The organism is Pseudoalteromonas sp. Angola-30, assembly GCF_028599215.1.
Lineage (GTDB): Bacteria > Pseudomonadota > Gammaproteobacteria > Enterobacterales > Alteromonadaceae > Pseudoalteromonas > Pseudoalteromonas atlantica.
This window is the reverse complement of sequence record NZ_JAQREI010000006.1, coordinates 54,885-81,254: the sequence shown is the minus strand read 5'-3', so window position 1 is coordinate 81,254 and position 26,370 is coordinate 54,885. Positions and strand designations below refer to the sequence as shown.

Here is a 26,370-nt window from a genome sequence, read left to right as displayed (position 1 = left end):
TTCAGTTAAAGCTCTGTGGCCATTAGTAAGGTTAGTTCGGTGTCGCTTGACGTTGAGGTTGTTCTTTTAAATTGCAACCAAAACTCTTGCTTCATTAACTTATCGTTTAGCTCTCGCCATTGGGTATGATCAAACGAGTCGTTATCAGTAGGTGCAGCAAGTTCAAATTTACATACGGTGGTTTTACACGCTGCACTAACAATCTCTGGGATAGAGCTTAGATCAGAGGTAAGTAAAAAATCTTGTAAAGCTATTTCTGTTTGATAAGCCCACTCTTCATTACGTATTTGCTCATCAAATTGCGCTTGCAAAACGGCTTGTGCATCAGAGGGGTCACGCAGCTGCTGCGCCGCGTTTTTCATCAAAGCTTTTTGCGCTGCTAATTGCTGTTTAAGCTGCGATACTTGCTCTTCTAAAGGAAGCTCATCTAGCGATTGTGGTTCTGGTTTAGAGGGATTATCTTTTTGCTCTATACGAGCGCTTTGCTCAGGGGCAGCGGGTGCAACACGCTTTGCTGTTGCTTCACTGCTTTTAACTGGCTGAACAAAAGGTGCCTGCTGCTTTGTATCAGCATGTTGTAACTTTGCGGGGTTTGCGTCACTTGAAGATAAATTAAAGTAGCTCCACGTTAAACCTACACCCGCAATAAATCCTATCCCTAGTGTTAATAAGCTATTTTTGTTCATTTTAATTCCTTTTAAAATTATTTTTATTTATACAGGCTGCTATTACAGCATGGCGCTGGTGTGTGATTCGTTTTCAGGCTCTGGAGTGGTTAAAAAGTTTTGGTTCATACTTTGCGCCGGACACGGACAATCCGGTCTGCCAATAATTTTAGCCGGTACGCCTACAGCGGTGGTATGTGGCGGTACCGCAGTTAAAACAACTGAACCTGCGCCAATACGTGCACCCTCGCCTACTTCAATATTACCCAGTACTTTTGCGCCTGCACCAATAAGCACACCGGCTCTAATTTTAGGATGACGGTCGCCCTGCTCGTTACCCGTACCACCAAGCGTGACCGATTGCAGTATTGATACGTTATCTTCAATTACTGCAGTTTCACCAATAACAATACCGGTGGCGTGGTCAAACATTATCCCTTTACCAACCTGACACGCAGGGTGAATATCAACCCCAAACACTTCTGAGGTTCGGCTTTGAATAAAACGAGCAAGCTCTTTACGGTTTTGCTGCCACAAGCAGTTAGCTAAACGATGCGCTTGAATAGCATGAAACCCTTTTAAGTTTAAAATAACCGTAAGGTAGGTTTCGGCTGCCGGGTCTCTGTCTTTAACGGCTTTAATATCTTCGGCCACATAAGTAAGCATACGGTCGCACTTTACAAACGCTTGGTCAAACAACTCACGTATTGTAAAAGCCGATACAACAGCATCTGCCAACTTATTAGCAACAATAAAGCTTAACGCCGAACCTAAACACTCATGATTTAAAATGCATGAATACACATGACTTGCTAAAAGTGGTTCGCGAGTTACAACTTCATTCGCTTCACTACGAAGCTGTTGCCAAATTTCATGACGCATAATACTACACTGCCTTAAATTGATATAAAAAGAGCCTTTTCCTAAGTTTAACGGATTTAAAGCCTAAGGTGTTAACGCCTTAGTTATTTGTTCTGGTTATTAGGTATAACTAAGAATAAAAAAATTATATGAGTGCTAAATCACTCACACACAAAGCATCTTTTCCTTTATCTTTTGCTTTATAAAGTAAGTCGTCTGCTTCTTTGATTAAATACGCACAGGTAAAGTCACTATTAGGTGTAATAGTAGTGAGGCCTACACTCACTGTAAGGGTTTGGCTGGGTAATGAATGTTTATTTTCAATGTTTAACTGTTTTAATTTTTCTAAAATATCGTTCAATACTAACAAGGCCTGATCTGAGTTTGTATTTCCATACACTAAAACAAATTCTTCACCACCAAAACGGGCACATAAATCACCTGGGCGTTTAGTAAATTCATTGAGTACTTTAGCCACCCTTTTTAAGCATGTATCGCCTTGCTGGTGTCCGTAAGTATCGTTGAGTAATTTAAAATCATCTATATCAATAATAGCCAACGAAAGCGGCATACCTAAACGCTGACAACGATTCCACTCTTGCTCTAAAAAGGTATCAAAAAAGCCTCGGTTAGCAATATCAGTTAAGCCATCAATAGCGGCAAGTTTTTGTACTTGCTCTTCAGCCAGTTTACGCTCGGTAATATTTTGATGGCTAATAGCGTAATACGCTTTATCTGTATGGCTAAACGACACTACTCGCATCATAAACCAACGTTTTTCATCTTCACTATGGCATGGATATTCTAAATAGAAGTCGTCATTAGCCCCCGAAATAACTGATTTAATGCCGTTAAATGCCTTTAAACCAAAGCTATCTCCTTTTTGCGCAGCTTTTTCACACTCTGCTAAGTAATTTTGCTGCTCCCACATATCACAGCAGGCACAGTCGTTTTGCTCACCAAAATTTTGCCAGCTTCGGTTTATATAGACTATGTCGCCGTTAGAATTAATAACCACTACTTGGTCGGGCGTGGTATCTAGTACCAACTTAAAAAACGCTTTATCGTCAATCACGAGCTTTCCATTTTAGCTTTGTTGTTAATCAGTATAATCAATAACAATTTTTTAACACAATATTGTTACTTTACTTCACGCTAGTTGCATAATTTATTAATGTGAAGTAATACTCCGTATGACAGCTAAGTAGTCTATAAAAAATATAAAAAATTTACTTTTACATTAAAAATCAGATACTAAAGCAGCATGACAGGGTTACTGTCATATGCCAAACTAGCTACTGGCATACTACTGACGGCGTAAAAAATAAAAACAAACGCTAAATTAGCATCATCAACTCAACAAGGATTACGATGATGAAAAACGATATATTGAATACAAAAAAGCTTGGTTATAAATTTTACTTTCAAGATGGCGACAATCAAATAGCCTGTTTTGGAAGCTACTTTACTGGTAAAGAAGAAGTGTTTGTAAACGATGACCTATTCAGTAAAAAACGAACTATCTACTGTGCAAGCACACACTCTTTTGCTTTTCAGGGCTCACAGTACCAAGTAAAATTTGACATGCTTAATATACTTACGGGGCGTCTGGAGTGCACTCTTTATAAAAATAGCAGTGTGATAGCCAAACAAGTTCAAAGTAGTCTTTCAGACGATCCTAAAAAGGCAGCATTTTTTCTTGCTGGCTGTACATTAGGTGGGGCGGTGTTTGGCTATACAACGGCAACTATTGTTGAACTATTTGTAGGGAAGCTTTAACGTGCAATTAAATCCTACAACAGTTAAATCGCTTAGAAATAAGTTAGATTGGACGCAGCAACAGCTCGCAGATGCCTGCGATGTAAGTTTGCGGACCATTCAACGGGTAGAAAAAGAAGGCGCCGCTTCTAAAGAAACCACTATGGCGCTTTGCGCGGTACTTGAAGTACGCCAAGGCGAGCTAATTAAACTTGATGAGCCTATAAATAATGACGTTAAAAGTACGCCAACTAAAAGCTTTTTAGCGGGAGTGGTTATTAGTTCCTTAATAAGCTTTGCTCTAGGCGCAGGCTCAGTGCTTTTAGCGACTAACTAATATTACGCTTTAATAGCATTAATTAAATAAAAATGCCCCAGGCTATAAGCACTGGGGCATTTTTTATATGTTATAAAAAGAGATTAATTACTGAAACACTTTTTCAACAGCCATTACTTCAATGTTGTTAGCTGGAATAGCTAATTTATAATCGGCAATGACTTTATCCTCAGCAACAAGCGCTGCTGGTTTTTCTGTGTTGTAAACCATTGGCGATGTTTGCTCTGACACTAAACGTTTTTTCATGTCTTCGCCGTCACCGGTAATAAACACGTACTGTACGTTATCTGTTTGCAGATTATCTTTAATCACGCGATTAACATCAGCAAGCGTTAGCTTTTCAAGTTTACTTGTCACGTATTTTACAAACGACTCTGTGTTGTAAAATTCACTATCAAGTGCATAACCTAATTGGCGGTTTTGACTTGCGACAAGCTGCGGCACGTAGTTAATTAAAAAGTTACGTGTTGCTTCAAAGTCTTTTTCGGTTAAACCATTTTTAATAAGCTTATCCAGCTCAAACAACGCGGTACGTGTTGCAAAGTGTGCATCGTTATTAGAGCGCAGCGGGCGTAACCAAATTTGGAATATTTGCTCAGAGCGCCCTAAGTTTGCATCAGGCTTAGTTTGAAACATGCCACGTGGGAAGTACTCAATGTAGGCGTAATCGCCGTAGTTCATACCACGTGTTTGACGAATTCGCTCATACAGGTATGAGTTAGAACTACGGTGCTCACCAAAGTACGAACGCACCAGCCAAAGGGCTGTCCAATCTTCACTACTACGAATAGTATCAATTGGGAAACCAAACGATACCGCAGTAGATTGCGCCGACTTTTCTACAATCGTTGCATGGTGACCTTTAAGCTCTGGCGCATCAGGAATACTTAAACGGCTTTGCTCGCCTTTAGGTAAGGTTGCTAAGTCGCTCATGATTTCTGCTTTAAGCGCTTTTGGCACAGCGCCAATTAAACCCAGTGTTAGTTTAGATTGGGTAAGCTCTGTGTTGTAAAATGCTTTTACATCATCAAGCGTTAATGCTTCTAAATCCGAAATATCCCCGTAATTGTAGCTTTCGTATGGGTGATCTTTGTAAAGTGCGCTGTAAAGCACTTCTTTACCTAGCTCTTCATCGTTAGAGGCTTTTAAGCCCGACTTAATACCGTCGATCATTTCTTTTTTAAGGCGCTTAAAGTCATCATCTCTAAAACCTGGGTTAAGTAATTGATCGCTTACAAGCGCATACCATGTAGCAGCGTTATCTTTATGAATACGCCCTTGGAATGACAGCATTTCTTTATCTATTTGATAACCAAAGCTGCCAGCAAGCGGATAAAGCGCTTTTTGTATGTCTTTGTAACTCGTACTTTGCGAGCCACCTTGAGCAAGCATAGCGGCTGTGAGCGCAGCAACCCCTTTTTTACCTTGCGGGTCTGCAGCAGCCCCTGTATTGAATAAAAAGTTTACATCAATCAGCGGCGAGCTATTCGTTTTATCAAGCACTTTAAATACTGGTGCCTCTGGCGCTTTATCATGCTTAGCTACTAATGCATTTAAGCTTGTTTCTTGTTCAAAGCCTGGCGCTTTATCAAGTGCCGACATAGTTACAGTAGTACGCGCGTCATCTACAAAATACTTATTAGCCACGGCTTTAATATCTTGTGCTGTGATGTTGTCGGCCGATTTATAAAGCTGGTTAATAACCTCTGGGTCGCGCTCAAAATGCATATAACTTGCAAGTGTTGACGCAATCGCTTGTGATGAGTCTAAGCCGTTAATAAAGCTGTATTTAAGGTTAGACTTTAAATCACTTAGTTTTTGCTCATCAACAAGTTCGGTACGTGCTTTTGCATAAGTGCGGTTAATAGCATCGCGTGCTTTTGCTAAATCATCTTCGTTTTCTACTTTTACAAACACATGCAGTAAGCCAGGATCTTTTGTCTCTGGGTTATAGGTAAACATTTGACTCGCTATTTGTTTATCAACCACTAGCTCTTGGTATAAATCGGAGTTATTAGAAAAATAAAGCTGTGAGATTAAATCAAGTGCGGCTCTGTCCTTTTTAGCAGGCTCCCATGCAGCCCCTTTGTAAGATACAAGCAACCAATGACCAGGCAAACCTTCGTTTTTCTCATGTACATATTTAGGTGCTTGTTGTGCAGGCTCGGCTTTTATATCGGCAACGTAATCGCCTTTTTCCCAGCCACCCCAATGTTTTTTAACCATAGCCATTGTAGCTTGTGGGTCAACATCGCCCACAATCACTAGCGATACATATTCAGGCTTATAAAACTTATCAAAAAATTCTTTACCGTAAGCCATTTGATCTGGCATGGCTTCTATATCTTCAAAAAAGCCCATGGTGGTATGTTTATAAGTGTGCGTATCAAACGCTTCTTCGCGTACTGCGCTCAATAACTTACGAATTGGGCTGGCGTTATTTTTTAAATATTCCCCTTTAACCGTTAGCGCTTCGGTTCTAAATTGCTCTTCGGTGTAGGTTAAGTTTTGAAAAATATCGGCTTCAATTTCAAGTACTTTATCAAGGTGCTGCTTTGAAAAGTTTAAATGGTAGTTTGTGTAATCGTTAGTGGTGTAAGCACGGTTATCGACCCCTGCATTTTTAAATATGGCAGTGTATTCCTCTTGCGGAAATTTTTTAGAGCCTTTAAACATCATGTGCTCAAAAAAGTGAGCAAAACCGGTTTTACCTGCTTTTACTTCATTACGTGAGCCAACCGATACCGGAATTTGCAGCGAGACGACATCGGGGTAATCGGTTTTAACAACCATTACACGTAAGCCGTTATCAAGCTCTTCGATTAAGTACTCTTGCGAAAATACACGTTCGTCAGCTTTTGTTGTTTGCTGTTGTTGTGCCGTTTGGGTGTTTTCGCTTTGCTGTGTTGCGCAGCCTGTTAGTGCCAGCGATACCGCTAAGCTTGTTGCTAGTAATTTAAATTTCATTGTTGTCCCTTTTTAAATTGAGCAAATTTGTTATTAGGTTTAATGCTAACTCGCTTAGATTATGCCCCAAAGCCACTAAATATAAGAGCCCATCGGCTATTTATAATGTAAACAACTGTGTCAATTCCCTATTTTAAAAACATTTAAGTATGAAAAAAACTCAAGTTGATTGAAAAACTTTCATTAAATAAATCTATCTAGACGTCTAAATGGCTGTTATATTGAATTACATACATTGGACTAAGCTGGAATGAGGATTATGGCTTTATCACTACAAGAAAAAATAGAAGACACCAATCAAGGTGTTTATCTTATTGGTACTACTCCACCTAAAATTGGTACTGATAAAGCGCAACTAAAAATCATTGCAGAAAAACTACTTGCTCGCTTACACGAAATTGAATACGACGGCGTGATAATTTACGACATTCAAGATGAAAGTAGCCGTACAGATAAAGCACGCCCATTTCCGTTTAAACAAACTGTAGACCCACGTGAATACAGCCACTTACTACGTAATTTATCTGCTCCAGATGTCATTACTTACAAAAGTGTGGCACAACGTGGTGTAGAGGAATTTAAAGGCTGGTTGGATGAAACTAAAAACGACTACGATTTAAAAAATGTCGTTTTAGTGGGTAGCCCCTCATCGGTAGGTGATATAAAACTAAGCTTGCCCGATGCCTATAAAACGCTTGCAGAGCAAAGTGATGACTTCTTTTTAGGGGGCGTCACCATTGCTGAGCGACATTCAAGTAAGCGAAATGAGCACGAACGCCTTATAGAAAAAACAGCACAAGGTTGTCAGTTTTTTATATCGCAAGCGGTTTACGACGCGCAAGCAACTATAGAGCTAATAACAAGTTATGCGCGTACCTGTAAAGCACAAGGTATTACACCAAAACGGATTATTTTAACGTTTACGCCATGCGGTGGCGATAAAACCTTAGAGTTTATGCAATGGTTGGGTATCTCAGTGCCAGAGGCCACTAAATGGCGCATGCTTGATGCAGACAATACCTTAAGTGAATCTGTACGTATTTGCCGAGAAAATCTCGACCTAATACTCAAAAGTTGTGCGCACCTAGATGTGCCACTGGGCTTAAATATTGAAAGCTTAACAAACCGTAAAGAAGAAATTGACGCATCAATAAACTTATACCGTTTATTAAAAGCCATTATGGAATTAAACCTAGCCGAAAAACAAATCGCTTAAAGCCTAATTATCCCCGTTTATAGCAAGCCTAATGGCTTGCTTTTTTGTTGCTATGTTTAAGTGTATTACTTTTATTATTATGCTTTTTTAGCCAATTTGTACGCTTGTTTATTTTTATACATTTGGTGATCGGCCAAATTTAATAACGTATCAAAAGGTTGCTTTTGTTTATTAGTAAAACTTTCGCCTATGCTGAGTGTCAGCGCGCATACGTTGTTTTCTAATAGTGCGTTTGTATACTCAATTTTTATTTTATCAATAATATGGCTAAGCTTACTTCTATCACTAATTTGCATTACTGCTACAAATTCATCGCCGCCTAAACGCCCTACTATATCAGCCTCTCTTAAATGTGTTTTTAAGGTATTTGCTAAGAGGATTAACGCTTGATCGCCTATTTCATGGCCATAAGTGTCGTTTAGTTTTTTAAAGTCGTTTATATCAATAAACAAGCAACACACATCAAAACCTAAACGCAGCGCTAAATTAAGTTTGTGTTGGGCAAGTAAGCTAAGTGCACGGCGATTATAAATATTGGTAAGCGGGTCAAGCATGGCTATTTCGCGCATTTGCTCAAAGCTATAAATAAGGGCTAAATCGTCTTCAATTAAATCACGAAGCTGCTCTATTAGCTCAAAATATTCATCGGTGTAGCTGGTTTTTTTTGAATCTTTTAAACACAAGGTGCCAAATACTTCACCTTCAGGCCAGTGAATTGGCAAGCCTAGGTAGGATTCAACGCCATCTTCAATAACCTCGGGCATGGTATTCCACTGCGTATCGCTGCGGGTATCGCTAACATACAAAGTGTTGTTGTTTTCGGCTACATATTTACAAAATAAGGGAGTTTCGGGAGGGAGTATAGGGTTGGTTTCAAAGTGTGAGCCACCTTCATTAGCTCTAATAACTACACGATAACCTTTACTAGTAGCCTGAACTATATAACCAGAGGGGGCCGAAAAAAGCCCAGTAATAAGATCAATGGTTTTTTGCCATTTATGTAATGATATTTGGCCATCGATACCAGAAAACGCCCACTGATCTGTTTCAAACATAACTATACCTCAGCTATTTAGTGGCCTTAGTATAGCCAAATAAATATGTCTAAGGCTACTTTCTGCGGCGTTTACTTGGTGCTCTTTGCCCGGTAATGCGCTTTTTATCGCGATCTTTACGCGCTTTGTTGGTGTTTTTACGGTTATCTTTAGGTGGCTTGTTTAAATCTGGCTCGTAACCTTCTAGCCATTGTGGTGCTAAACGGGTATCCAGTAGTACTTCAATTTCTTCCAGTAACCACTGCTCGTCAATACTTACCAGCGACATGGCAAGGCCTTGCTCGCCAGCGCGCCCCGTACGGCCAATTCGGTGTACGTAATCTTCTGCTATGTAAGGTAGCTCAAAGTTTATTACATATTTAAGCGCCGGAATATCTAAACCGCGGGCAGCTACATCGGTGGCAACTAAAACCCGCGTTGTGCCTTCTTTAAAGTTTTGTAATGCACGGTCGCGCGCACCTTGTGATTTATCGCCATGGATAGACTCTGTTTTTAAGCCGTCTTTACACATTTCTTTGGCAAGTTTATCGGCCATTTGTTTGGTACGTGTAAATATAAGTACTTGGCGCCAGTTTTTCATGCCAATCATGTGCGATACAAGCTCACGCTTTCGCTCTTCATCAACTGCGTAAATAACTTGCTCTACTTCAACGGCGGCTGAGTTACGTTTATCAACTTCAATCAGCTCGGGGTTTTTAAGTAGTTTTTTACTCAGCTCAAACACGCTGTCATCGAATGTGGCTGAGAACAATAAGGTTTGGCGATCGCCTGGAATGTGGCGCAAAATACGTTTTATTTCATCAATAAAGCCCATATCCAGCATGCGGTCGGCTTCATCAAATACTAACGAATCAACACTTGAAAGCACCACACTGCCTTTAACGATATGATCAAGTAAACGCCCAGGCGTTGCGACTATCACTTGCGCCGTTTTAAGCGCTTTAATTTGCGGGCCAATACTTGCACCGCCAGACGCTAAAGCGCCTTGAATATTTGTGTCTTGGGCATATTTTTCAAAGCTTGCAAACACTTGCTGAGCAAGCTCACGCGTGGGCGTTAAAATAACCACTCTGGCTATGCCTGGCTCATCTTTTTTTGGTGTATTTAAAAGCTTATGTAGTAGTGGTAATACAAAGGCGGCTGTTTTACCTGTGCCTGTTTGCGCGCTGCCCATTACATCGCTGCCCGCTAATATGTGCGGAATAGTTTTAACCTGAATTGCGGTAGGCGTGGTGTAATTATTTTGCTCAATTGCGGTTAGTAATAACGAATCGAGTTTAAGAGATGAGAACGATGTAGCAGACATAAGCTTAGCTTTAAAATAACAAAGAGCGCTATTGTACGCATATTACGGTACTGCGTAAATTAACCAGCTCAGAAAAGTATTCAGCCTAGCTGCATTCGCTAATCAATAAAAAAGGCGCTAAATAACAATGCATTTAGCGCCTTTTTTATACCAATCCGCTTAATTAAGTGATCTATTTTGAGGACAGATAAACGTGTTGATAGCTAGGCAAAAAATTCGCTATTTAGTTGTTCTAAATGAGAATTTTTAACACAGATAGCAACACTTTTAGCCTCTAAAAATGATTAAGTATTATTGCGGATTGGTATTATAATTTAATAACGTTTTAAACCGGTTTTAAGGTGGCTTTTCGCTCATTATAAAACGCGATTAAGTCATCGACCGTTGCTTGGCAGTATTCACGAATACCCGACACCACCATGTGCTTTTCACCAAAACCCACTTTTTCGCCGTTTTCTAGTAAATTAAAGCGCAAGGTAATTTTGCCGCGCTTACCCGTGTACTCAAAACTTGGCTCAGCAAACTCAAGCGTTGGCGTTTGAATATTAATGTTATCAAGGTTAATGATCATCGACTCGTAAATAACCATAGGGCGCGCTGGGTTAATCATTACATTTTGCTTACCCATTAGCGGAATAATTACGTGCGGAAATGCAGCACCAGAAAACTCAACATAATTTTTTATTAAGCTATTAGTAAGTGTTGGGCATTTGCTGGTTTTACCTTCGCGTTTTACCTTTAAAATTACTTTGTCGCCGTTGGTTACATCAAACTCATCATCCCCTTCTGGGAAGTTAAGTTTGGTGTTTTCATCAACCATACCGGCAAAGGTAAATTCCATTCGCTCACTTATACCGTAGCGGTCTAACACTAAAGAAAAAAGTAAGTCTCCTGGCGCGCAAAACTTTTTGGCATCTTTGTCATGAAGTGGGTTGTAATCATCGGCAACGCACTTTGCGAAACGACACCCTTGCTCACGAGAGATAGAAACATAATCAGCATGCTGCTGAAAGTAAGGACTTAACATAGATTGTTCACTGCTTAAACTGCTTATAACCTGCCCATACTACCAGAAAAAATTTAAAGAGAGGTCGAATCACTTACAAATTCATACAATTAACTTAAGAGTAAGTGTTGCACACACCTGTTTTAGTTAGTAATTTAGGTACCAAACTAAATAAGGGACTAATTATTATGTTACGTGTTTTTGCAGTAATAAGCGTACTCACTACTTTGGCTGGATGTTCTAGCGTGACTTTTCATACCGATATAGATAACGATGTTTTATCTGAGGAAATTGGTACGTACGTTAAAAAACGAGATTTACAACAGTTTTATAGCGACCAAGAAGCACACGAAAGTGGCGCCACACTTTTAGGCCGAATTGAAGGCGAAAGCTGCAATGGCGACGGTAGAGGCGACAATAATATAAGCTACAATCGCTTAAAATCAAATGCTATAGATTTACTTAAAGCAGATGCAATGCGCAGAGGCGGTAACGCCTTTACTATAAATTCTTGTAGCGAAATCTCTGTATCGTATTGTGACCTGTCTGTTTTATGCAGCGGACAGGCCTACGACTATTAATAAATTATATATTAAGCGCAAAGCTAAGTAGTACGCGCTTTCCCGACTCAATTTTAGATACGCTATGCTCGTATTTGTCGGGTCTAAATAAATACACCCGGTTAAACCAATTAATAATGCATTTTGAGCATTTAAAAACCCCACCAGCTTTAGGTTTTACTAGTACAAAATTAAGTTTGTAGTAGCGCCCTTGCTGTACTGGATCTATATGGTTCATCACACTGTGATGTGTAGGGTAAGTAACTAGGTTTATTGAAAAGGCATTACTGCTAAATAAAGCTTTGTTTTTTACAGGTGCAATCATGCTGCCTCCTTTTAATTTACATGCAGCATTATAGCATTTGCTAAAGCGCCACGGCTTGCGCTAAACAAGATCAAAACGCGATGACATATAGCCAAACGGCCTGAAACAAAAAAGCCGAGCTTAATTAATAAGCTCGGCTTTTTATAAAGTACGACTAAAGATTATGCACTTGGGTATGTGCGGTACGCACGCTCAATATTTTTAGCCTGCTTTTTAGAAATGCCTAAATGAGCAAGCGCTACACGTAAACGCGCACGTGATAAGTCTGAGCCTAAAATTTCCATTGCATCAAGTACTGACGTTGAAGACGTTTTACCCGTGATTGCTACAAATATTGGCTCTAAAAAGTCTTTAATTTTAAGCTCGTGGAATGTAGCAACTTCTTTTGCAATGGCAAAAATAGCTGGCTTATCAAAACTACGTAAACCTTCAAGCTGCCATACAAAAAACTGTAGCGCTTGGCGTATTACGTTTTCGTCAGCTTTGCCCGCCGTTAACAGTGCTGGGTCGTAAGTTGGAATGCCGCCTACAAAATGCCCTGCTAAATCAACCATATCCGAAAGTGTATTAATACGCGTTTTAGCTTCTGGTAATACTTTAGCTAGCATTTCGCCATTAAACTTCCAATCAACAAAGCGCTGTACAAGCTCTTCGTCTGTTAGGTTTTCGCGGATCCACATGCCGTTTAACCAGCTTAGCTTATCAACATCAAATACTGGGCCACCAAGTGATACACGCTTCATATCGAAGTGTTCAATCATCTCGTTAAGAGTGAATTTTTCACGCTCATCTGGCATTGACCAACCCATACGGCCTAAGTAGTTAAGCACGGCCTCTGGTAGGTAACCCATTTCTTTATAGTAATTAATAGAAGTTGGGTTTTTACGCTTAGAAAGCTTTGATTTATCAGGATTACGCAGTAGTGGTAAGTGGCCTAGTACGGGAGCTTCCCAACCTAAATCTTCGTAAAGTTTTAATAGTTTAGGTGCTGAGTTAATCCACTCTTCGCCACGGAAAATATGGCTTATTTGCATGTGGTGGTCATCCACTACGTTTGCTAAAAAGTACGTAGGGAATCCATCGGCTTTTAATAGCACTTGCATGTCTACGTTTTCCCACGGGATCTCAATTTCGTCGCGTAGGTAGTCGTTAAATTTAAAAGTGCCTTCGCTTGGTATTTTCATACGTATAACGTAAGGCTTGCCTGCGGCTAGGTTTGCTTTAATTTCATCTTCGGTGAGGTTTAAGCCACGGCCGTCGTATTTAGGGCGCAGACCTTCTGCCATTTGCTCTTCACGCATTTGGTCAAGCTCTTCGCTGGTTGCAAAACAGTAAAATGCTTTACCTTGCTCAACTAATTGGTGTGCGTATTTTTTGTATAAATCGCTACGCTCTGATTGACGGTAAGGGCCAAATTCGCCACCTACGTCAGGGCCATGATCCCACTCAAGACCTAACCAACGTAAGCTATCCATAATCGCTTGTTCTGACTCTGGCGTGCTACGAACTTGGTCTGTATCTTCAATACGAAGCACAAACTCGCCGCCTTGTTGTTTAGCAAAACAGTAGTTAAATAAAGCAATATAAGCGGTGCCAAGATGCGGGTCACCTGTTGGAGATGGGGCAACACGAGTACGGATTGTCATGATAATGTCTCTTTTAATAAGTGAGATAAAAATTAAGGGGGTCGTTTAAGCCGCTACTTTGTTTAAGTAAGCAATAATATCGTTAGATTCGTATAGCCACTCTACTTGGCCATTTTTTTCTATACGTAAGCATGGCACTTTAATTTTGCCGCCTTGCTCTAACAGCTCTTGACGAAATTGTTGATTATTTTTTGCATCACGCGTTTCTATTTTTAAGCCTTCGCGCTTAATTGCACGGCGTACTTTTACGCAAAACGGGCATGCTTTAAATTGATAAAGTTTAAATTGTGAGGTTTGCTGATCAAGCTGCGCTTGCACATCGCTTGCACGCTTTTTACTGCGAGGAGTAAATACAAAATTAAAGAATAAAATTATACAACCTAAAAACCAACGAACGAATTTCATGTTTTGTGCCTGCCTACAACAATTTAAGGAGCCAGATTTTAGCACAAATTTACAATCAAAAAAGCTCAATACTATTATCGGTGGTCACTTCTTCATTTACCTCAAGCTCGCTATAAGCAGTCACTTTATTACGGCCGCTATTTTTAGAATGATACAGCGCCATATCGGCTTGGTTTACGATACTAGATACAGTATCAATACTTGCCAGCTCTAAAAAGCCAATACTTATTGTAAGCTGCCCAACTTGCGGAAAAGGATACTCAGCAATATTTGAGCGTAAACGGTTAAGTGCTATATGAGCTTGTGCCTCGGTTTTGGTTTGAAATAACACCGCAAACTCTTCGCCACCATACCTAAATACGTAGTCTTCAAGCCTAAAGTTATTTTTTAACAGCCGCGCCACAAGTAAAATAACTTCATCGCCTATTACATGGCCGTAGCTGTCGTTTACGCGTTTAAAGTGATCGATATCTGCAATGGCTAAATACCATCGTCGCTTTTCGTTTGTATCATCACGAGGTAATAAAAAGCCTTTGCCTGAGACAATTTCGATCACTTTTTTATCAAAGGTTTGTCTATTTAAAAGCTCGGTTAAAGGGTCTAATCGCGATTTATGTAATAGCCCTAGCTGGTTGGCATAAATATTTAAAATATGCACGGCGAGCATTGTGGTGGTTTGCGCTAACTCTTTTGTGGTTTCTATTAGTAATATACCAATTACTTTACCAAAGTAATACACTGGCACATACGTAGTTACTACACCTAAGGCACGGCTTACTCTTATTTTGTTTTGGGTTACTTTATTAAGCAGCGCTAAGGCTTCGTTAGACTCTAATACTTCAAGGCGGGTGTGCGAGTTTATAAGCGTAGGCGGTAATTGCGCACTAAAGTGTTTATTAATATAAATAGCAAAATTTTCAACTTCGAGTAGGTCGCCAATAATCTGCACTAATGATGCATCTAAATCACTTTCTTCTTCTTGCTGAGTTAGACTGATTATCCATTCGTGCCCGCAATTGTTTGCCTTCATTAGTTTGCCTAAACTGTTTTAACTTCAATCAGTTTAGACAAAATCATCAACTTTGCTAATTAATTAACCAATACTTTTTAATTAGGTCGCATTGAGCTATGTGGATTAAAGTTTGTTTTAGCTAAGCGCTATTAAATCGTAGCGCGAGCTTAGTAACTTAGTGAGCTCAATAACTACTGCGGTATTATTTAATAACTTACATACAGCAGAGCCTAAAACAGCCTATGCTTTGCATTTATGTTTTTGTACAACCAGTTATTCTAAACACAACATAGGCCCTGCCTTGCTTAAATACCTAAATCCAGCCGCTATACTAATAACTAATACGCAACACGCGCTATTTAAAAAACTAAAGCAAAACTAAGTCGTCTCTGTGTAGCACCACAGCGCCACTATCAAAGTCGAGTAGTTCGCCTATTTGCTCTGAGTGAGCACCTTTAATTTTATTTACTTCAACTTGATTAAAACGTGTTAACCCTCGTGCAATAACTTGGTTGTTGGCGTCTATTAAATCTATTAAGTCGCCACGCTCAAAACGGCCAAACGCATTGGTTATGCCTTTTGCCAGCAGGCTTGCCCCTTTGTTTTGTAGCGCCGAAATAGCCCCTTTATCAATCATAATTTGGCCGGTACTTTTAGGCCCTGCCATTAGCCATTTTTTACGGCCATCTTTTGGCGCAGTGAGTTTTAAAAACCGCGTGCCGGGTAATTGCTCACTCATGCATTTTAAAATAACGTTGTTGCCAGCGCCTTTTGCAATAATAACCTCTACCCCTGCGCGCCTTGCTACGTCGGCGGCTTGTAGTTTTGTAGCCATACCGCCGGTGCCTAAACTTGTACCGCTACCACCAGCCAGTTGGCGTAACTCATCGTTTATATGAGTGACTTCGTCAATCAGTTTTGCGTCGGTATTTGTGCGCGGATCGCTGGTAAATAAACCTTCTTGATCGGTAAGCAGTAATAGCTTGTTGGCATTAGCCAAAATAGCCACCAGCGCTGATAAATTATCGTTATCGCCTACTTTTATTTCGGCGGTTGCTACTGCGTCATTTTCATTAATAATAGGCACCACATCGTGGCTTAATAACGCATTTAAGGTGTCGCGCGCATTTAAATAGCGTTCGCGGTCATCTACGTCTGCACGGGTAAGCAGCATTTGCCCTACGTTTATGCCATACAAGGCAAATAAGCTTTGCCAAATATGTATAAGTTGACCTTGCCCAACGGCTGCCAACATTTGTTTATCTATTAGGCCGCGGCCACAGGGTTTAATAAGTTGTTCGCGACCCGCAGCAACCGCGCCACTTGATACTAATATAACTTGGTGGCCTTGCTTTTTAAGTTCGCTACATTGGCGAACCAGCTCAACCATATGGGCTTTATCTAACTTATCGGTGCCGCCGGTTAGTACACTTGTACCAAGCTTAACAACAATTACCTGTTCCCTACGCATTATTATTTACTATTAAAATGAAAGATAAATAAACTTATACCAGCTCGGTATTTTTGAACAAGTTAAAATTATTCATGCTAGGATCGGCGTTAATTTAATTTGATAAAATTTCATTTATGCCAGCCAGTTTATGCCTAATTATTGCCACCTTTTTATGGGGTAGCTCCTTTATTGCACTTAAGTATGCTATTGCCGTTTACGACCCTGCATTAGTTATATTTTTACGCATGCTAACCACCTTAGTTTTATCGCTGTGTTTATGGCGTTATGTAATTAGGTTTGAGTATTTAAAAGGCGATTGGAAGTACTTATTAGGTATGTCGCTCGCAGAGCCATGCTTGTACTTTTTATTTGAAGGCCACGCAATGGAATACACCTCGGCCTCTCAGGCGGGAGTTATTGTTTCGTGTTTGCCTATTATTGTGGCATTGATGGCGTTTTTTATGCTTAAAGAGTATATAAGTAAAGCCATTGTGATTGGGTTTACCCTGTGTATTGGCGGCAGTATTTTACTTACTTTGCTTTCACCAAATACCGATCAGGCCCCTAATCCATTATTGGGTAACTTTTTAGAGCTTATGGCCATGGTATGCGCGGCGTTTTACACCATTAGCATTAAGCACTTAGCCAATCGCTACTCGCCGTTAACGCTAATTGCTTTACAAGGCATAAGCGGCAGTGTGTTTTTTGCACCGTTTTTATTTTTTATCGACTTACCAAGCGAAAACCAGCATGACCTAACCGCCCTTATGAGCATTTTGTATTTAGGCTCGTTTGTCACCTTAGGTGGCTATGGTATGTATAACTATGCAATTGGCAAAGTGTCGGTATTAACGGCTGCAGCTTATTCAAATTTAATTCCTATTTTTACGCTTATTTTATCGGCCATTATTTTGGGTGAGGTACTCGATTTTTGGCAATGGGTGAGTATATTTGTTGTTTTTGCAGGGGTGATGATAAGCCAACGACATCAAGAGCTGGTGGTAGATATACCGCTTAATGAAGCTGGCGATGACCCTATCAACTCGGCCGATACTAGCCATCTTAAATCAGTACCTGATGCCAGCGAGTCAAAAGGGTAACAGGTTAATAAATAAAGCCCTGGGGTTTGTAAAAAGGCCTGTTGGGATTGATGAATTACCTCAATCCCTTTCACTTTATAATGCTGTATTACGCCACTTTGCAGCTGCAGCGTAAACGTTTCACCCATTTTGGTGTGTTTTAAAAATGCAAAGTGGGTATCGTTGTGACCCGCTATTAACGCACCGCCATGTTTATCTCCAAGCTTTGCTCCTGGTAAAAAGTGGCTTGGTGCAAATGCTAAATTACGACCACTTGCCCCAGCTAAAACGCTAAGCACTTTATTATGCACAGGCCATTTAAGCTGCGCGGTTACAAAGCTGTCGGCGTAAAACCACGGTTTAACACGAGCGTGTGGCGTAATAAGCGCCTCTTGCCAGGCCTGCTCTATTAATACTTGGGCAAGCCATGCCTTGGCTTGCATATAAGCACCATGAGAAAACAGCCCCAGCCCGGCGATTAATAAGCCCGCACTTAGCCACTTTTTCATTTAAGCCCTCGGTTTATTTTAAACGCGCCATAGCCAAGTAATAAAATACAGCCCAGCAATATGTACAGTCGGCTTTGCCCATCGGTTTGTGGTAAACGCATAGCCAGTCCTTGTGGCGCTGCGTTCTTAGCCAGTGCCGTTTGCTTTGCAGGCTCGTTAATTTGAGTGTGTTCAATAGCTATAAAAGCAGTAAACGGGCTCAGTAGTTGGTGTGTGAGCGCAAGCCCTTGCACCTCATTTTTAACTGACTGTCGGTCATTATACAAAAGCAACGATTTAATTTTTTGGCGCGCCCACAGCTTATCAATCCCTTTTGCGTTGGCGCTATTTTGTGCGCTTAGTTTTATATTTAAAGGGCCTTGAGCGGTTTGCCCACTAAGCGTAATTTGATTCGTATCATTTAGTTTTATAGCCACCATTATTGGCTCGCCAAAATATAAATCAGGCAAAGGAGATGGCCAAAAATCTAAACTGTGAGTGCTTTCATCGCGAAGTGCTAAATTAGTGATAGCGGGATGAGCAAGCTTATCAAATAACTGCTGCATTTTAGGCTGCACCTCATTTGTGCTGCCAATAAACGTAAATGATCCTTTACCTATATCAGCTGCGCGGCGCATAAAAAAGCTATTGGGTGCACTGCCAATGCCTACAGTAAATAAGCGGCTATCACCCAATTTACGTTGAATATTTTTAAATAAGGCATTTTCGTTACTCACACTGCCATCCGTTAAAAACACCACCTGGCGTACAAAGCCTTCAAAGCTGCTGCCATCAAGTACCGCATCAAGTGCACCTTGTATTTCGGTACCACCATCGGCCTCTAGGCTATAAATAAAGCGCTCAGCGCGGCGTAAGTTAAAGTCACTAGCAATAAGGGGTTTATTGCTCATAGGGGTAACCATGTTATCAAAGCCAATAATGTTAAAGCTGTCATCGCTATCAAGCAAAGACAGCGCATAAAACAGGGCCTTTTTAGCTTGCTCCATAGATTGCCCGTGCATAGAGCCTGAGGTATCTACAACAAACACCATTTCGCGAGGTAGGCGCTGCGTTTGTGTAAAGTGATCTGCTGGCGGCATTAGCATAGCAAGCCCGTACCGGTCGCCGTTTTCAAACTGCTGGGTAAAAAATGCTGCTTGTGCGCTTTCTTTTTGCAGCGGTTTAAACTCAAGTACAAAGTCGCGATTAGCCCCCGTTTGCTCATTTAAAGCAACCGTATATTGCCCAAAGGCCGGGTTTTGTACTTCAACATGATGAAATTTAGACGTTATATCTACAAGCTCTAAGCCTACATCTATATTAATATTTAAACTAAATTGGCTGCTTGGCGCTTCGCTGTGCTGCGTTTTGCTATACACAGGACTTAACCACCCCTGAGGAGCATGAGTTAGGCTAGTTTGCTCAGCTTCAATATTTGCGTTTATTGTGTGATAGCGCTGCGTAATAGTACTTGGGAAGCGAATAGCAAAGGTGCCATTGCTGTAATCAATGATCTCTTGGTATTCAAGCTCTATCACAATTTGCTCGCCAGGGCCTATATTTGCCACGTTAGTAATAAACATATTAGCGCGCTGCTGGCGTACAAGTGCGGCTTGCTTGCCTGCATTTTTAGCTGCCTGATACTTTTTTTCGGCCTCTACTTTTTTATCTATTTGGCCTTTTATGACTCGCTCACCTATGCGCATCGTCATCGCATGTACGGCGCTTTCATCAGGTAGCGGAAACACATAACGCGCATTTACCGCAAACGGATTATCGTTTTGATAAGTTTGCTTAACAACCACGTGATTTATCAGCCCGGTTAGGGTCATGTTGGCATCGCTTTTTAATATAATTGCCGGCGCGACAGATGCGCCGCTGCTGTCAAAAAGTTCAAGCTTGGGCGACTGTGCACGGCTATTAAAACTAACCAGAAGCACAGCCACTAAGAAAATAAAAATGCTTACTTTAGTAAGCATTTTGGTTGGGTTACTCAACATAAAATCACTCCATCGAACGCTTAACTTTACACAAATAAAAGTGGCTTTAGTTACTTGCCGTTTGGCCATTTACTGGGTTTATTGAGCGGGTAGTCAGTGTTACGCGTCGATCAAAAAAGTTATCTTCTACGGTATTGCTGCGCGCTAATGTTTGTTGCTCGCCAAAAGCGTGCGCACTTAAACGTGTATGGCTAATACCGTGCTTTATAAGGTAACTTTGCACTGCGTTTACACGTTTTTTAGACAATAAAAGATTCGCTTGCTCATCACCGCGCTGATCGGCAAAGCCACTTAAATCTAATGCTAGTTGCGGCTGATTTTTTAACAGCACCACAAGCTGGTCTAACTGTGTAGCAAAGTGCGGGGCAATAGCACTTGAGCCGGTTTTAAATTGTACTGTCATGGCAAGTAAGTTATTTATTTGCGATTGTGTTAACTGCTCATTTTGATTAGTCAGTACATCTAACTGCTGCTCTAGCCTATTGTTTTGATTAAGCACCTGTTGATAGTCGCTGGTTTTTTGCTGCATCACTGTTATTGCTCTCTGCTGCTGGGCAATTTTGTCATCGGCTACTTTTGAATCACCAATTAAGCCCCCGGCAAATGCGCCAATAAAAGCACCAATTGGCCCACCAACGACACCACCAATAATGGCGCCAGTACCTAAGCCGATGGCAGTTTCTTTATGTGCTTCTTTAGAAGGGGTGTTAGCGGCTGCTGCAAATGCAGGTGTACACACTGTGGCTACTAGCGTTAATGCGATTAATGTCTTCTTCATAATGTAATCCTTAAACTTGTTTTAATTTGTGATGTTTTGTTTTGATGGTTGTATTAAAACAGCTGCAAGTGGCAACAAAGGGGAGCAAAAATGGCAAACCGCTGAGCAATTGTGGCAAAAAAATGGCAATTGCCTTTTTAACCGTACATAGCTGAAAAACTTCGATATAGTGCGTTTTAAAATAAATAAGGGTGAGTAGAATGAAAAAAATAGCCATCATTGAAGATGAAACCGCCATCCGCGAAAACTATATTGAAATGCTTAGCGCCCAAGGTTATCAGGTAAGTGGTTTTACTGATCGCGTCAGCGCAGAGATTGCATTTAAAGACGCCCTACCCGATTTAGCCATTGTTGATATTGGTTTAGGTCACGAAATAGACGGCGGTTTTTTACTTTGCCAAACCTTGCGTACGCTTTCTAAAACACTGCCTATTATTTTTTTAACCGCCCGCGATAGCGAAATAGATACCGTGTGTGGCCTGCGTATGGGCGCCGATGACTACCTAACAAAAGATATTAGTTTAGCCCACTTGGCTGCCAGAATAGGCGCGCTATTTAGACGCATGGAAGCGCTTGAGCAGCCCGCCGATGCCAATGCATTAATTACACGCGGCCAGTTAACGCTCGACACCCAGCGCATGCAAGTATTTTGGCAGCAGCAATTGGTTGATTTAACCGTGACCGAATTTTGGATGTTGCACTCACTTGCGCAGCGCCCAGGCCATGTAAAAAGCCGTAACGATTTAATGAGCGATGCAAAAATTTACGTAGACGACAGCACTATCACCTCGCATGTAAAACGCATTCGTAAAAAGTTTATCGCCCTTGATAAAAACTTTGACTGCATAGATACGGTGTACGGCATGGGCTACAGGTGGGAACAACGCTAATGTTACGATTTGGCCTGCGCAGTAAATTTATATTACTGTCGTGTTTTTTGTTTTTACTGCCTTGGCTAGGCTACGAGTACGTGTGGGAAATGGAAAAGTTTTTACGCCAAGGCCAAGAAAAAACCCTCGTAGGCACCACACGGGCGCTCGCCACCGCCCTGCATGAACGCCCAGCCCTTTTTGATGAGCAAACCAACTTTTTAGATCAGGTAGTAAAAGGGCGCGACTTATATGCGTACAATCTTAAAAACGCCATTCAACTCGATGGCAAACTGAGCGACTGGCAAAGCTATCAACCACTCTTTTGGCATTACGATAAACGCTATTTACAAAAAGCAGACAAGGAGCATAAAGCTGAGGATTTATCGTTTGATCATATGGTTGGAAAATTTGATAACTATTTATATGCCGTGTTTAAAGTAACTGACGATCACCTTGTATATCGTGCTAAAAATAGTTTAAGCATTACTAATAACGACCATTTAATAATTGGCCTAAAAAGCCCAGCCGGAGATTTTAATACGTACATTATTGCCCCACGCCAAGATGGCTGGGTAAATGCGTTTGATGCTAATACCAAAACACCGTTTACAAAAATTCAGGGCTATTTTATACGCACTGAATCGGGATATAACGTAGAGCTGCGCTTTCCTATAAATATGCTTGGTAACAAGCTAGGCTTTGCCGTGGTCGATATTGACACAAAAAAAGCGCCGCTCAATTTTAAAACAATGTCGACCTCTAATTTAAATAACCCAAGCGATTTAGGCTCAGTATTGGTGCCCTCACCAGAAATTAACCGAATTTTAAAAGGTATGGGTCACAGTGGTAGCCGTATTTGGGTGGTTGATAATCATCATCGCGTATTAGCGCAGTCGGGCACAATTCAAAATGCCGATGGCGTATGGGCCGACGGTCTTAAAAACCAGCCGCCTAAAAATGCCTGGCAACGCTTTGAGCAAACGTATTTGCACCCACTTTATTATAAAATTTTAACTCGCCCCGAAAACGAATTTTTAGATACCCTGCACGATGTTGCCTCAATGCAGGGCACGCATTTAGCTAAGGCACTAAAGGGGCAACCAGCGTCGTCTTGGCGGTTAACCCCCGACAGTAAAGCCGTTATTTTATCGGCGGCATACCCTATTTGGATAGAAGATAAAGTGATTGGCGCAGTAATCGCCGAGGAAACCACTAACGGTGTACGCACCCTGCGTAATAAATCGCTGGAAAAGCTTTTTAACGTTATTTTAGCGGTGATGCTAATTGGCACCGTTACGTTGTTCTTTTTTGCCTCGCGTATTTCGAGCCGCATTAGGCGACTGCGCGACACCGCAGAGCAAGCCATTGATGCCCAAGGGCGCATTACCGGCAGTATTAACTACAGCGACTCAAACGATGAAATTGGCGACCTTTCACGAAGTTTTGCCAATATTGTTGGCCGCTTAGGCGGGTACACGAATTATTTAGAAAATATGTCATCGCGGTTATCTCATGAGCTACGTACACCGGTGGCTGTGGTTCGCTCTTCTTTAGAAAACCTACAAAGCTTGGAGCAAAATGACCTTAGCCAAAAATACCTAGAGCGAGCAAGTGAAGGGGTAGAGCGCTTAGGTAAAATAATAACCACCATGAGCGAAGCCACGCGCCTTGAACAAAGCATTCAAAGCAACGAGAGCGAGCCGTTTGATTTACAAAAAGTAATTAATGGCTGTATGCAAGGCTACCAGCTTACTTACCCAGAGCAGTTATTTGAGCTTGATGTATGCCAAAGCGCTTTACCTATGCAAGGTGCCCCCGAATTTATAGCTCAGCTACTTGATAAGCTTATTAATAATGCGCTGGAATTTAGTGAAGCAAATACGGCTATTAATGTAGGTCTTAAGCAGAGCGAAAATAAAGCAATATTAACAGTGAGTAATACAGGCCCCGCCCTGCCTGAAGGGCTAACTGAGCATATTTTTGATTCTATGGTGTCGGTACGTAGCCAGCAGATGCAGCAACAACCGCACTTAGGTTTAGGGCTTTATATTGTAAGGCTGGTGTGTGACTACCATAAAGGCAGTGTCACTGCGCAAAACAACGAGTGCGGTAATGGCGTGGTGTTTAAAGTAACCCTGCCTTTACAAAGCTAGGCTGTGCATAAAGTGGCGCCCTGCTGAGCCGCCCTTATTTTTTGCACATCGATTACAATTTACTACAACTTAAAATGTAACTATTCACTTTTAATTCAGTCAAACGGCCATACCCTGAACGCTAATTAAGGAGAATAGATCATGAACAACCCACTTGAGCGTGAAGAGATCGAATTTATTTTTGATCTATACAGGCCCCAAGAGCAAGCACCTAGCTTACCTTCAGAGCCTGCCACCTCTACATATAAAAACTTACGACAGCCAGAACAAGTTAAAAACGAAGGCGTGTCAGAATACCTCAGCTAGGGTATTGCCTATTGCGTTGCTTGCTCGTTTTGTAAAAACGCTTTAATGCAGTTTATTTCTGCCAGTTTTACCTCTTCGCCTATTTCTGGGCCTTTTTTGCCATTTTTAAGTGCTGTTTGCACTACCTGCTTTTTATCCATTTTTTGTAGTTCATTAAAAATTGCACGCAGCTTAGCCCCTTGCTGATAGGGCTTATTTACAAGTGTTTCTCCGCGCCCTTGCGCATCACATTGGCATGCTTGGGTAAACGCAATAAATCGCTCTGGGTGCACTAAAGCATTTAAATTAGTAACAATTAATTTATGAATCGTTTGTGGCCTTAATTGCTCAAGCGTATGACATAAGGTGTGATTATCGCTGGTGAGTACGCCAATATCACGAAAACGATTAGGCACTTTTAAACGCTCACAAAACTTTTCTACTACGGCTACCCCTTCGCGTTCATGGCCGCGTAAATTACCGCGTTTTTTAAAGCTCAGTGCCTTACCAAAATCATGAGTGAGTGCCGCAAACCGTGTTTCTAAATTAAAGTTTAAATCGGCAGCGCGCCTAAGTACCAACATAGTATGAACAAACACATCGCCTTCAGGGTGGTGGTTTGCAGGTTGCGGCACCCCTTGCATACTCTCTATCTCAGGGAAAATACCTAAGCCATGTAATGCTTGAAAATACAGTTCAGGGTGTTTTTCACCCAGCGCTTTTTCGGTTTCAAGCCATACACGTTCGGGCACTAAATGATTAAGCTCACCTTTGTTTTTAAGCTCGCGCATTAATGCATAAGTACTTGGGTGAATACGCCATTCGCTTCCGTAGCGTGCTAAAAAACGCGCTATGCGTAATACCCTTACCGGGTCCTCTACAAAGGCTTCTGTGGTGTGGCGCAGTATTTTATTGTGTAAATCGCTTTGGCCATTGAAAGGGTCAATAACGGTACCGTTTTCATCAAGTGCCATTGAGTTTATGGTTAAATCGCGCCGTGCTAAATCTTCTTCAAGGGTGACATTAGGGCTGGCATCTACCACAAAGCCGGTATAGCCTTTACCGCTTTTTCGCTCGGTGCGACCCAAGGCGTATTCTTCTTTTGTTTTTGGGTGTAAATAAACCGGAAAATCACTTCCTATAGGCACAAAACCAAGCGACTCCATAGTTTGGGGTGTTTCGCCTATAACAACATAGTCGTTATCTTTTGATGCTATATTAAGTAGCTGGTCGCGTACCGCGCCACCAACAAGGTAAACTTGCTTAAGGTTGTGTTTCACTGTTTATCCTAATCACACTGGGTGGTTATTTGATGTCGATCATACCATTAAAATAGCCATAGTTTGCCAAGCTTAAATAAGCTCATTACAATAGCGCTTTATTTTAAGCCACAGCCTTATACTCAATGAAAAATCATTCATCAAAAAAAGAACTTATGCTACTGCCTATATTACTTGTGGTTATTGTAATGTGCGTGGCGGGTCACTTTTTACTACAGGCTAACTTTCAAGATAGCAACATGGTTGAATACATGTTGGCAGCGCTACCCTTTGCAATGTTTGGCCTAGTTATTGTGGCATTTAAAATGGCAGCTAAAAGCGAAGCCAATGAGCAAAGCGAGCAAGACTCTTAATTTTACTGTTAAAGAATATAATACCCAAACCAATCTGGTTTTATTGGTTGAGCATGCCCACTTGGCGTAAGCTTAATATTTAATTGGCTGTCGAGCAGGTCTATAGCAAAGCAGTCATCTACATCATGTAAATCATCTTTATGAATATGGCTAAGGCCTGCAAGCAAATCGCTTTTAGCGCGCTGCTTGGCCTCTGCTGCGCTACTGGCAACATACAATGCAAAGTCGTGTTGCTCAGCCATAGAGTCGCTTCTGTAAGCGCCTAAATTAACAAAATACAGCTGCTTATTTTGCTCAACGTAGGTATCAACGACTTCTACTTTATAACCGTCGATATGGTTAATTGCCATGTAGCTGTCCATATGCACATTGTTTTTATCGCCCACCCATTGGCTTTTTAGCTTTGAATAAGTTTGCTCAATGCTTTGCCCTACGACAAAGCGAATATCGTGCATTTCTATGTGGCAGCCTTGAATTCGCCCGCCCAGATACACCATAAATAACTGCATT

Annotated in this window: 26 protein-coding genes; 9 read left to right on the top strand and 17 right to left on the bottom strand. The window is 41.2% G+C overall.

Going from position 1 to position 26,370, the window contains the following annotated elements; all coding sequences use genetic code 11:
* Window positions 1-5: 5 nt before the first annotated feature.
* From PSH54_RS09995 to PSH54_RS09985, 3 genes are all read right to left on the bottom strand, one after another.
* On the bottom strand, window positions 6-686 hold the full coding sequence (locus PSH54_RS09995; RefSeq protein WP_273606054.1) for a hypothetical protein: 681 nt from the start codon (window positions 684-686) through the stop codon (window positions 6-8).
* A 42-nt stretch (window positions 687-728) separates the two neighbouring features.
* The gene (cysE, locus tag PSH54_RS09990) at window positions 729-1,547 is read right to left on the bottom strand and encodes a serine O-acetyltransferase (protein WP_004586131.1); all 819 of its coding nucleotides are present in this window, start codon (window positions 1,545-1,547) and stop codon (window positions 729-731) included.
* A gap of 124 nt (window positions 1,548-1,671) precedes the next feature.
* Window positions 1,672-2,601 (bottom strand): sensor domain-containing diguanylate cyclase, encoded by a 930-nt coding sequence (locus tag PSH54_RS09985; protein ID WP_273606053.1) that lies wholly within the window; start codon window positions 2,599-2,601, stop codon window positions 1,672-1,674.
* Window positions 2,602-2,897: 296 nt separating this feature from the next.
* Here PSH54_RS09985 and PSH54_RS09980 point away from each other — a divergent pair, with 296 nt between their 5' ends.
* Together PSH54_RS09980 and PSH54_RS09975 are read left to right on the top strand one after the other, a co-directional pair.
* Window positions 2,898-3,305 carry a hypothetical protein gene (locus PSH54_RS09980; protein WP_273606052.1) on the top strand — a complete coding sequence of 136 codons (408 nt, stop codon included), beginning with the start codon at window positions 2,898-2,900 and terminating at the stop codon, window positions 3,303-3,305.
* Between the two features lies 1 nt (window position 3,306).
* Window positions 3,307-3,621: a helix-turn-helix transcriptional regulator gene (locus tag PSH54_RS09975; RefSeq protein WP_024033157.1), complete on the top strand. Its 315-nt coding sequence runs from the start codon at window positions 3,307-3,309 to the stop codon at window positions 3,619-3,621.
* An 87-nt stretch (window positions 3,622-3,708) separates the two neighbouring features.
* On the opposite strand, the gene PSH54_RS09970 is transcribed toward PSH54_RS09975, so the two are convergent.
* Window positions 3,709-6,588, bottom strand: a complete 2,880-nt coding sequence (locus tag PSH54_RS09970) for a M16 family metallopeptidase (RefSeq protein ID WP_273606051.1) — start codon at window positions 6,586-6,588, stop codon at window positions 3,709-3,711.
* A 259-nt stretch (window positions 6,589-6,847) separates the two neighbouring features.
* On the opposite strand from PSH54_RS09970, the gene PSH54_RS09965 reads away from it, so the two are divergent.
* Complete coding sequence (locus PSH54_RS09965; protein ID WP_024033159.1) at window positions 6,848-7,804, top strand: methylenetetrahydrofolate reductase; 957 nt, start codon at window positions 6,848-6,850, stop codon at window positions 7,802-7,804.
* Window positions 7,805-7,881: 77 nt separating this feature from the next.
* Here PSH54_RS09965 and PSH54_RS09960 read toward each other — a convergent pair whose 3' ends face one another.
* From PSH54_RS09960 to PSH54_RS09950, 3 genes are all read right to left on the bottom strand, one after another.
* Entirely contained in the window at window positions 7,882-8,859 is a 978-nt protein-coding gene (locus PSH54_RS09960; protein ID WP_273587436.1) for a sensor domain-containing diguanylate cyclase, read from the bottom strand.
* 55 nt (window positions 8,860-8,914) lie between these two features.
* The gene (locus tag PSH54_RS09955; RefSeq protein ID WP_273606050.1) at window positions 8,915-10,165 is read right to left on the bottom strand and encodes a DEAD/DEAH box helicase; all 1,251 of its coding nucleotides are present in this window, start codon (window positions 10,163-10,165) and stop codon (window positions 8,915-8,917) included.
* A 325-nt stretch (window positions 10,166-10,490) separates the two neighbouring features.
* Window positions 10,491-11,192 carry a DUF3581 domain-containing protein gene (locus PSH54_RS09950; RefSeq protein ID WP_096739166.1) on the bottom strand — a complete coding sequence of 234 codons (702 nt, stop codon included), beginning with the start codon at window positions 11,190-11,192 and terminating at the stop codon, window positions 10,491-10,493.
* Between the two features lie 167 nt (window positions 11,193-11,359).
* Here PSH54_RS09950 and PSH54_RS09945 point away from each other — a divergent pair, with 167 nt between their 5' ends.
* A complete protein-coding gene (locus PSH54_RS09945) occupies window positions 11,360-11,752 on the top strand; it encodes a hypothetical protein (RefSeq protein ID WP_029773896.1) in 393 nt (130 codons plus the stop codon).
* 4 nt (window positions 11,753-11,756) lie between these two features.
* Here the strand turns inward: PSH54_RS09945 and PSH54_RS09940 are convergent, their stop codons facing one another.
* The 5 genes from PSH54_RS09940 to proB all read right to left on the bottom strand — a co-directional run bounded on the left by PSH54_RS09940 (window position 11,757) and on the right by proB (window position 16,590).
* Window positions 11,757-12,056, bottom strand: a complete 300-nt coding sequence (locus tag PSH54_RS09940; protein WP_024033163.1) for a hypothetical protein — start codon at window positions 12,054-12,056, stop codon at window positions 11,757-11,759.
* Window positions 12,057-12,217: 161 nt separating this feature from the next.
* Entirely contained in the window at window positions 12,218-13,702 is a 1,485-nt protein-coding gene (gene gltX / locus PSH54_RS09935; RefSeq protein WP_024033164.1) for a glutamate--tRNA ligase, read from the bottom strand.
* Window positions 13,703-13,747: 45 nt separating this feature from the next.
* Window positions 13,748-14,107 carry a glutaredoxin domain-containing protein gene (locus PSH54_RS09930; RefSeq protein ID WP_004586118.1) on the bottom strand — a complete coding sequence of 120 codons (360 nt, stop codon included), beginning with the start codon at window positions 14,105-14,107 and terminating at the stop codon, window positions 13,748-13,750.
* Window positions 14,108-14,162: 55 nt separating this feature from the next.
* Window positions 14,163-15,137 carry a GGDEF domain-containing protein gene (locus PSH54_RS09925; protein WP_248530597.1) on the bottom strand — a complete coding sequence of 325 codons (975 nt, stop codon included), beginning with the start codon at window positions 15,135-15,137 and terminating at the stop codon, window positions 14,163-14,165.
* A 349-nt stretch (window positions 15,138-15,486) separates the two neighbouring features.
* Complete coding sequence (gene proB, locus PSH54_RS09920; protein WP_024033166.1) at window positions 15,487-16,590, bottom strand: glutamate 5-kinase; 1,104 nt, start codon at window positions 16,588-16,590, stop codon at window positions 15,487-15,489.
* Between the two features lie 116 nt (window positions 16,591-16,706).
* Here proB and PSH54_RS09915 point away from each other — a divergent pair, with 116 nt between their 5' ends.
* Window positions 16,707-17,672 (top strand): DMT family transporter, encoded by a 966-nt coding sequence (locus PSH54_RS09915; RefSeq protein WP_054982757.1) that lies wholly within the window; start codon window positions 16,707-16,709, stop codon window positions 17,670-17,672.
* Here PSH54_RS09915 and PSH54_RS09910 read toward each other — a convergent pair.
* Genes PSH54_RS09910 through pdsO form a run of 3 tightly spaced genes read right to left on the bottom strand, consistent with a single transcriptional unit; the run spans window position 17,561 to window position 20,917 of the window.
* A complete protein-coding gene (locus tag PSH54_RS09910) occupies window positions 17,561-18,160 on the bottom strand; it encodes a class GN sortase (RefSeq protein WP_273606049.1) in 600 nt (199 codons plus the stop codon). The two genes, PSH54_RS09915 and PSH54_RS09910, sit on opposite strands and share 112 nt — an antisense overlap.
* The gene (locus PSH54_RS09905; RefSeq protein ID WP_273606048.1) at window positions 18,157-20,139 is read right to left on the bottom strand and encodes a marine proteobacterial sortase target protein; all 1,983 of its coding nucleotides are present in this window, start codon (window positions 20,137-20,139) and stop codon (window positions 18,157-18,159) included. The genes PSH54_RS09910 and PSH54_RS09905 overlap by 4 nt, the downstream gene beginning before the upstream one ends.
* A gap of 46 nt (window positions 20,140-20,185) precedes the next feature.
* Window positions 20,186-20,917, bottom strand: a complete 732-nt coding sequence (pdsO, locus tag PSH54_RS09900; RefSeq protein ID WP_024033170.1) for a sortase-associated OmpA-like protein PdsO — start codon at window positions 20,915-20,917, stop codon at window positions 20,186-20,188.
* Between the two features lie 200 nt (window positions 20,918-21,117).
* Here pdsO and pdsR point away from each other — a divergent pair, with 200 nt between their 5' ends.
* The 3 genes from pdsR to PSH54_RS09885 all read left to right on the top strand — a co-directional run bounded on the left by pdsR (window position 21,118) and on the right by PSH54_RS09885 (window position 24,248).
* Window positions 21,118-21,807 (top strand): proteobacterial dedicated sortase system response regulator, encoded by a 690-nt coding sequence (gene pdsR, locus PSH54_RS09895; RefSeq protein WP_273606047.1) that lies wholly within the window; start codon window positions 21,118-21,120, stop codon window positions 21,805-21,807.
* A complete protein-coding gene (pdsS, locus tag PSH54_RS09890; RefSeq protein ID WP_273606046.1) occupies window positions 21,807-23,942 on the top strand; it encodes a proteobacterial dedicated sortase system histidine kinase in 2,136 nt (711 codons plus the stop codon). The genes pdsR and pdsS overlap by 1 nt, the downstream gene beginning before the upstream one ends.
* A gap of 141 nt (window positions 23,943-24,083) precedes the next feature.
* On the top strand, window positions 24,084-24,248 hold the full coding sequence (locus tag PSH54_RS09885; RefSeq protein ID WP_024033174.1) for a hypothetical protein: 165 nt from the start codon (window positions 24,084-24,086) through the stop codon (window positions 24,246-24,248).
* A gap of 8 nt (window positions 24,249-24,256) precedes the next feature.
* Here PSH54_RS09885 and PSH54_RS09880 read toward each other — a convergent pair whose 3' ends face one another.
* Entirely contained in the window at window positions 24,257-25,507 is a 1,251-nt protein-coding gene (locus PSH54_RS09880; RefSeq protein WP_273606045.1) for a multifunctional CCA addition/repair protein, read from the bottom strand.
* A gap of 125 nt (window positions 25,508-25,632) precedes the next feature.
* On the opposite strand from PSH54_RS09880, the gene PSH54_RS09875 reads away from it, so the two are divergent.
* Window positions 25,633-25,860: a hypothetical protein gene (locus PSH54_RS09875; protein WP_004586108.1), complete on the top strand. Its 228-nt coding sequence runs from the start codon at window positions 25,633-25,635 to the stop codon at window positions 25,858-25,860.
* Between the two features lie 8 nt (window positions 25,861-25,868).
* On the opposite strand, the gene PSH54_RS09870 is transcribed toward PSH54_RS09875, so the two are convergent.
* Window positions 25,869-26,369: a DUF1543 domain-containing protein gene (locus PSH54_RS09870; RefSeq protein ID WP_024033177.1), complete on the bottom strand. Its 501-nt coding sequence runs from the start codon at window positions 26,367-26,369 to the stop codon at window positions 25,869-25,871.
* Between the last annotated feature and the right edge of the window lies 1 nt (window position 26,370).

What these genes read in the sequence shown, in the direction of transcription:
- PSH54_RS09905 (WP_273606048.1), bottom strand. Translation starts at nt 20,139, where the DNA reads ATGTTGAGTAACCCAACCAAAATGCTTACTAAAGTAAGCATTTTTATT.
- PSH54_RS09940 (WP_024033163.1), bottom strand. Translation starts at nt 12,056, where the DNA reads ATGATTGCACCTGTAAAAAACAAAGCTTTATTTAGCAGTAATGCCTTT.
- PSH54_RS09980 (WP_273606052.1), top strand. Translation starts at nt 2,898, where the DNA reads ATGATGAAAAACGATATATTGAATACAAAAAAGCTTGGTTATAAATTT.
- PSH54_RS09925 (WP_248530597.1), bottom strand. Translation starts at nt 15,137, where the DNA reads ATGAAGGCAAACAATTGCGGGCACGAATGGATAATCAGTCTAACTCAG.
- gltX (WP_024033164.1), bottom strand. Translation starts at nt 13,702, where the DNA reads ATGACAATCCGTACTCGTGTTGCCCCATCTCCAACAGGTGACCCGCAT.
- pdsR (WP_273606047.1), top strand. Translation starts at nt 21,118, where the DNA reads ATGAAAAAAATAGCCATCATTGAAGATGAAACCGCCATCCGCGAAAAC.
- PSH54_RS09915 (WP_054982757.1), top strand. Translation starts at nt 16,707, where the DNA reads ATGCCAGCCAGTTTATGCCTAATTATTGCCACCTTTTTATGGGGTAGC.
- pdsS (WP_273606046.1), top strand. Translation starts at nt 21,807, where the DNA reads ATGTTACGATTTGGCCTGCGCAGTAAATTTATATTACTGTCGTGTTTT.
- PSH54_RS09995 (WP_273606054.1), bottom strand. Translation starts at nt 686, where the DNA reads ATGAACAAAAATAGCTTATTAACACTAGGGATAGGATTTATTGCGGGT.
- proB (WP_024033166.1), bottom strand. Translation starts at nt 16,590, where the DNA reads ATGCGTAGGGAACAGGTAATTGTTGTTAAGCTTGGTACAAGTGTACTA.
- PSH54_RS09870 (WP_024033177.1), bottom strand. Translation starts at nt 26,369, where the DNA reads ATGCAGTTATTTATGGTGTATCTGGGCGGGCGAATTCAAGGCTGCCAC.
- cysE (WP_004586131.1), bottom strand. Translation starts at nt 1,547, where the DNA reads ATGCGTCATGAAATTTGGCAACAGCTTCGTAGTGAAGCGAATGAAGTT.
- PSH54_RS09885 (WP_024033174.1), top strand. Translation starts at nt 24,084, where the DNA reads ATGAACAACCCACTTGAGCGTGAAGAGATCGAATTTATTTTTGATCTA.
- PSH54_RS09965 (WP_024033159.1), top strand. Translation starts at nt 6,848, where the DNA reads ATGGCTTTATCACTACAAGAAAAAATAGAAGACACCAATCAAGGTGTT.
- pdsO (WP_024033170.1), bottom strand. Translation starts at nt 20,917, where the DNA reads ATGAAGAAGACATTAATCGCATTAACGCTAGTAGCCACAGTGTGTACA.
- PSH54_RS09970 (WP_273606051.1), bottom strand. Translation starts at nt 6,588, where the DNA reads ATGAAATTTAAATTACTAGCAACAAGCTTAGCGGTATCGCTGGCACTA.
- PSH54_RS09955 (WP_273606050.1), bottom strand. Translation starts at nt 10,165, where the DNA reads ATGTCTGCTACATCGTTCTCATCTCTTAAACTCGATTCGTTATTACTA.
- PSH54_RS09960 (WP_273587436.1), bottom strand. Translation starts at nt 8,859, where the DNA reads ATGTTTGAAACAGATCAGTGGGCGTTTTCTGGTATCGATGGCCAAATA.
- PSH54_RS09945 (WP_029773896.1), top strand. Translation starts at nt 11,360, where the DNA reads ATGTTACGTGTTTTTGCAGTAATAAGCGTACTCACTACTTTGGCTGGA.
- PSH54_RS09875 (WP_004586108.1), top strand. Translation starts at nt 25,633, where the DNA reads ATGAAAAATCATTCATCAAAAAAAGAACTTATGCTACTGCCTATATTA.
- PSH54_RS09910 (WP_273606049.1), bottom strand. Translation starts at nt 18,160, where the DNA reads ATGAAAAAGTGGCTAAGTGCGGGCTTATTAATCGCCGGGCTGGGGCTG.
- PSH54_RS09930 (WP_004586118.1), bottom strand. Translation starts at nt 14,107, where the DNA reads ATGAAATTCGTTCGTTGGTTTTTAGGTTGTATAATTTTATTCTTTAAT.
- PSH54_RS09950 (WP_096739166.1), bottom strand. Translation starts at nt 11,192, where the DNA reads ATGTTAAGTCCTTACTTTCAGCAGCATGCTGATTATGTTTCTATCTCT.